At 45.7% G+C, this 4,715-nt stretch carries 7 protein-coding genes; all 7 read left to right on the top strand.

The window, feature by feature from the left end; all coding sequences use genetic code 11:
- Window positions 1-114: 114 nt before the first annotated feature.
- The 7 genes from AB5916_RS17295 (at window position 115) to AB5916_RS17265 (ending at window position 4,610) form a co-directional block, all read left to right on the top strand.
- Window positions 115-1,464 carry a hypothetical protein gene (locus tag AB5916_RS17295; RefSeq protein ID WP_055154201.1) on the top strand — a complete coding sequence of 450 codons (1,350 nt, stop codon included), beginning with the start codon at window positions 115-117 and terminating at the stop codon, window positions 1,462-1,464.
- Window positions 1,465-2,319: 855 nt separating this feature from the next.
- Window positions 2,320-2,481, top strand: coding sequence for a hypothetical protein (locus tag AB5916_RS17290; RefSeq protein WP_004614779.1), 162 nt, complete (start codon window positions 2,320-2,322; stop codon window positions 2,479-2,481).
- Window positions 2,482-2,485: 4 nt separating this feature from the next.
- Window positions 2,486-2,806 carry a MobC family plasmid mobilization relaxosome protein gene (locus AB5916_RS17285; protein WP_226981078.1) on the top strand — a complete coding sequence of 107 codons (321 nt, stop codon included), beginning with the start codon at window positions 2,486-2,488 and terminating at the stop codon, window positions 2,804-2,806.
- Window positions 2,767-3,876 (top strand): relaxase/mobilization nuclease domain-containing protein, encoded by a 1,110-nt coding sequence (locus AB5916_RS17280; RefSeq protein ID WP_055215572.1) that lies wholly within the window; start codon window positions 2,767-2,769, stop codon window positions 3,874-3,876. The genes AB5916_RS17285 and AB5916_RS17280 overlap by 40 nt, the downstream gene beginning before the upstream one ends.
- 112 nt (window positions 3,877-3,988) lie before the next feature.
- Window positions 3,989-4,132 (top strand): hypothetical protein, encoded by a 144-nt coding sequence (locus AB5916_RS17275; protein WP_242648933.1) that lies wholly within the window; start codon window positions 3,989-3,991, stop codon window positions 4,130-4,132.
- A 43-nt stretch (window positions 4,133-4,175) separates the two neighbouring features.
- On the top strand, window positions 4,176-4,409 hold the full coding sequence (locus tag AB5916_RS17270) for a sodium ion-translocating decarboxylase subunit beta (RefSeq protein WP_008399593.1): 234 nt from the start codon (window positions 4,176-4,178) through the stop codon (window positions 4,407-4,409).
- A 57-nt stretch (window positions 4,410-4,466) separates the two neighbouring features.
- Window positions 4,467-4,610 (top strand): hypothetical protein, encoded by a 144-nt coding sequence (locus AB5916_RS17265; RefSeq protein WP_008399592.1) that lies wholly within the window; start codon window positions 4,467-4,469, stop codon window positions 4,608-4,610.
- Window positions 4,611-4,715: the final 105 nt, after the last annotated feature.

The following is a 4,715-nucleotide window of genomic DNA, read 5'->3' as shown; positions in this document are numbered from 1 at the left end:
GGAAAGGGAGAGAAAACCAGCCCTTTTTTAAGAGGTCAAAAATGTGCAATAAACTGTATTGATAATATAAGCCCCCTATAGGTGTTTTGGAGGGGAGAAAAAGGTGGTGGGAATATGGCAAAAAAACCGACTGAAAAGCAGTTGTATAAGCTGAAAAATGAATGGCTGGGGCAGTTCTTTGAGGAAGTGAAGCCGAAAGAGTTTTATCGGGCTGTTTTTCCAGAGGGAAGTTTTGAGAGAAAGGGGCATTTTGAGGACGGAAAGGCAAATGGCATTATAACCATAGTTGAGAATGATAAGGCGAAGAATCGGATTGTATTTGATGATTTGTCGGTCATTGATGAGGTCAAGGGGGCAGAGTTTGCTGTCATGTCCCCTGTGGCGTATTCCGGCAGAAATCGGACGGCAGCCAATGCAAGGTGGCTGTATGGGATAGCGATAGACCTTGACGGGGTGGAGATGCCGCAGCTCCGTGATGTGTTCCATCAAATGAACCATGATATTATCCCGAAATGCACTTACTGTATTAACAGCGGTCACGGGCTGCATTTATATTATCTGCTGGAAAAGCCGGTTCCCTTGTATAAGCATTTGCAGGATAAGCTTCGAGAGTTCAAGTATGAGCTGATTGCGAAAGTCTGGAACCGTTATACAAGCACTTTCACAGAACGGGAACAGGTTCAGTATCAGGGGATTTTTCAGGGCTTCCGTATGGTTGGAACGCAGTCAAAGCTGGGAAAGAGATACCCGGTAAAGGCTTTTGAAACGGGCGAGAGAGTGACGATTGAGTATTTGAACGGGTATCTTATGGATAAGAGCAAGGCGGTCACGGATTTTCACTATAAGAGCGATTTGAGTCTTGCCGAAGCCCGGAAGAAGTACCCGGAATGGTATGAAAAGCGAATTGTGCAGGGGGAGCGCCGTGAGCGCTGGCATGTCAAAAGGGACTTATATGATTGGTGGCTGCGGAAAATAAAAGAGGGGGCTTCTGTAGGGCACAGATACAGCTGCCTTTGCGTTTTGGCGTCCTATGCCGTTAAGTGCGATATTCCGGAAGATGAGCTTTTTACAGACGCTTTTTCCCTATTGCAGTTCCTTGATGATATGTCAGATGATGAGCATAACCGCTTTACCAAGCGTGATATACTGGACGCCATGCAGTTTTATCAAGAGAATTATGTCACATACAGTCGCAGGGAAGCCGAAAGAGTATCGGCTATTGCTATGCCAGCAAGCAAACGGAACGGAAGAAAACAGGCTGAACATTTAGAGCGTGCAAGGTTGGTACAAACATTGGATTATCCAAATGGAGCATGGAGAAATAAAGAGGGTAGACCAAAAGGCAGCGGAGAAAAGTCGAAGATTGTCGAAGAATGGAAACAGCAGCATCCGGACGGAAAGAAGATAGATTGTGAGAGAGAAACTGGGCTTAGCCGGCATACTGTATTGAAGTGGTGGAAGTAGGGTATACTTGAAATGCCGAAAGGCATATGCTATAATACCAGTAGGCGAAAATGACAGAAGTGCTCATGTGGCACAGCAAAAAGCCCCGGAGGTTGCGACTCCGGGGCTTTTCTATTCCGTTCTGGGTGGGTGGCTTAATCCCAAGGCTGGCTACCAGTTATTCTTCTCCGTCCAACCATTTGCAGATGTAGTAGGCAACTACACTTGCCAAAACAGAGAGAAAAAATGACAGAAGTTCACTCATGCGGTTCACCCCCTTTCTCTACCTGTCTGGGGGCGGTAGCGTCGTTCATTATATCACAGGGGCAGAAATGCCACAAGAAGCCATTTCCCCTTGTTTATTATCAAAGCCATAAGGAAAAGAGTGTCAAGGGCGGTCATAGACCGCAGCGTTTACCCTTGATACTCTTTTTTGTTGGCTATAATGCCGGAGGGGAAAACGGCTGTCCGTCCGTTTCGTTACTTCCCCCTGTGCTTCATTGTCCGTTCCGGCGGAAGAAAGTAAAGGGTGGTCTGCGACCATTTTTTATCTGCTGTACTCGCTGATCGGCAAGCCGAAGCTCATACTGCAGATAAAAAACAAGCCCTTGACTGTCTCCCTCCTACACTTTCAAAGTCGCCCAAGAGGAAGTAAGCTCCACTATATTCTTGGCAGAATATACGCACGAATATATCCGCTTGATATAGGGTGTCTATCATGCTATAATATGTGTAGCGGATATATTGCAAGTTCCCTAAAGTGTTACCACTTTAGAACTTGTGAGGGTGGCAAGCCCCCCTTCAATCCCCCTTTTCAGAGAGCCGAAAGGCTCATAATGTGACGGTGGTAGCACCGAAGAAAGAGAGGTCAAAGGCATGAAAAAAGAAATGGATAAAATTCAGTTTGAGTACAGATACGAGGTGCAGGAGCTGATGAAAGTAATTGATAAATATGTAAAACAGAACCCGGCAGAAAAGGAAAATAAGACGCTGGAGCGTTTCTTTGACTTACTTGATGTCATGGATATGGAGTGGTAAGGGTATGAACAAGACAAGACCAAAGCAGTTATCATTCCGAGTAAGTGAAGAAGAATACCAGCAGTTGCAGGAGAAGATTTCAGAGAGTGGAAAGAACCAACAGGAGTATATCCTTTCCTGTGTGCTGGAGAAGCAGATCGTGAATACGGACGGTATCAAAGAACTTCTCCCGGAACTGAAACGGATAGGGAACAACCTCAACCAAATAGCAAAGCGGTGTAATGAGGGGGGGATGTTGCCGAGTGAAGCGGAAGTGCGGAAGCATGGAGAGGAGCTGAACAAAGTATGGCAGTCATTAAGGCGGTATCTTCAAAGGCGGGCATAGGGCACGCCATAGATTATGTGACGAAAAAAGAAAAGACAGAGGAGAAGCTTGTCAGCGGTCTGCATTGTGAGCCGGAGACGGTCAAGGAAGAAATGCAAGCCACAAAGGAGCTGTGGGGCAAGACGGATGGAAGAACCTATAAGCATTATGTGCAATCCTACCATGAGGACGAGGAAATAACCCCGGAGCAGGCTCATAAGAACGCTGTCGAGCTGGCAGAGCATACAAAGGCATGGAAAGGGCATGAAGTTCTGATAGCCACGCATATAGACAAGGGGCATATACACACGCACTTTATTGTCAATTCCGTAAATTATGAGAACGGTCATAAGCTCCAATGGAGTAAGCACGACCTTAAAGACTTAAAGGAACGATGTAACGAACAGAGCCGGGAACAGGGCTTGCATGTGCCGGAGAAAGGAAAGACATTTGCTGGAGAAGTCCGGGAAGAAACGGTGGCATGGAGCAAAGACACCTACCAGCTTTTGAAACAGGCAGAGCAGGGAAAGGTCAAGAGCTATGTGCAGGATATTGCCCTTGCGGTGCTGGATTGTAAGGAAACAGCGACCAGCCGGGAAACCTTTATCCGGCTGATGAATGAAAGAGGGTACGGGGTGGACTGGCAGGACAGCCACAAGTACATCACATATACCGACTTAGCCAGGGAACAGGCAGGAGAAAAGGCTTGTAAAATCAGGGATAACAAGCTGGAAAAATACTACAATATGGATTTTGGAAAGGAGAGTATGGAGCATGAGTTTGAGAGAAATGCACGAACAGCAGAAGCAGAGCAGTCCAAGAGAGCAGCTTCAAGAGTTAAACCGACAGAGCCGGACAGAGCTGGAAAACAGTCTGCTCAAAGAAGCGTTGGCGATGTCGAGCGAGAACTGCGAGGAATTGATGAAGCAGTCAAATCAAGAACAAGTAAGGGCAGAGCAGAACAGGCAGAGAGACGCAGAGCAGAACAGGAAGCTCATCAGCGAGCTGAAGCAGAGCGTAGAGCTGCTGAAGAACAGCAACGAATTGCTTCAAGACGCTATATCGGGCGAGATTGGGAGCCTGAAAGATGAGGTTAAGGAAAACACCGTCCAAGAGGTTAGAAAGGCGTTACAGGCGAATATAGAGGCTATACAGAGGGCTACAAAGCTTCTTGAGAAGCAGTCTGATACACTTACAAGCGTGATGAAGCAGAAGATCCGGGAGCTGGAGGAAAGCAAGAACAGCTTTTTCAGATATGAGGGCTTAAAGCTGTACCTGTTTTGGGGCGGTATGGTCTGTAATATTTTAGTGTTTCTTATGCTGTTATATGGTATGCTTGGTAAGTAAAAAGAAATCGACAAATCGGAAGGTTGAGAAAGGAGATTAGTCAATGAAAAAAATATTAGGAATCGTTGCTGGTATTGTTGGAATAATATCTGTTATTGTGGGTGTTGCATTGAAGATGAATAATAATGCTATTGCTATAATCGGAGGTGCAGATGGTCCTACCTCGGTATTTGTCGCAGGAAAGTTGAATAGTGTTCTTGTCAGCATCTTGCTTATTGCGATAGGTGTTGTGATGTTGATAGTAGCGATAATTTTTTATTTGAAGAGAAAAAGGTAAAATAATGTAGTGATAAGATAAGCGGTCAAGGCGAGAGGGAGTGAGGTGTAAAAGACTATGGAGAAAGAAAAAAGAGAGCAGGAGAGCTGCACAAGCTGCGCTTATAGGAAAGATTGGTATTGTCCCGTTGCCGGAGACCGTGTAAAGAGAGAGGGGCACTGTTCTGAATACGAGAAAAGTGAGATTGCGAAGGAAAAGTAGCAGTGCTATAATGGCAAGGAAAGGGAGAGAAAACCAGCCCTTTTTTAAGAGGTCAAAAATGTGCAATAAACTGTATTGATAATATAAGCCCCCTATAGGTGTTTT

Origin of the sequence: Blautia sp. 1033sp1_1033st1_G9_1033SCRN_220408, assembly GCF_040929965.1 — a bacterium.
GTDB lineage: Bacteria > Bacillota > Clostridia > Lachnospirales > Lachnospiraceae > Blautia_A > Blautia_A ammoniilytica.
Note: the sequence above shows the minus strand (reverse complement) of the source record. Positions and strands in the feature narration are given on the sequence as shown.

Bases quoted from the DNA above. Each gene is read 5' to 3' on its own strand.
- AB5916_RS17295 (WP_055154201.1), top strand. From the start codon at position 115: ATGGCAAAAAAACCGACTGAAAAGCAGTTGTATAAGCTGAAAAATGAA.
- AB5916_RS17290 (WP_004614779.1), top strand. From the start codon at position 2,320: ATGAAAAAAGAAATGGATAAAATTCAGTTTGAGTACAGATACGAGGTG.
- AB5916_RS17285 (WP_226981078.1), top strand. From the start codon at position 2,486: ATGAACAAGACAAGACCAAAGCAGTTATCATTCCGAGTAAGTGAAGAA.
- AB5916_RS17280 (WP_055215572.1), top strand. From the start codon at position 2,767: ATGGCAGTCATTAAGGCGGTATCTTCAAAGGCGGGCATAGGGCACGCC.
- AB5916_RS17275 (WP_242648933.1), top strand. From the start codon at position 3,989: ATGAAGCAGAAGATCCGGGAGCTGGAGGAAAGCAAGAACAGCTTTTTC.
- AB5916_RS17270 (WP_008399593.1), top strand. From the start codon at position 4,176: ATGAAAAAAATATTAGGAATCGTTGCTGGTATTGTTGGAATAATATCT.
- AB5916_RS17265 (WP_008399592.1), top strand. From the start codon at position 4,467: ATGGAGAAAGAAAAAAGAGAGCAGGAGAGCTGCACAAGCTGCGCTTAT.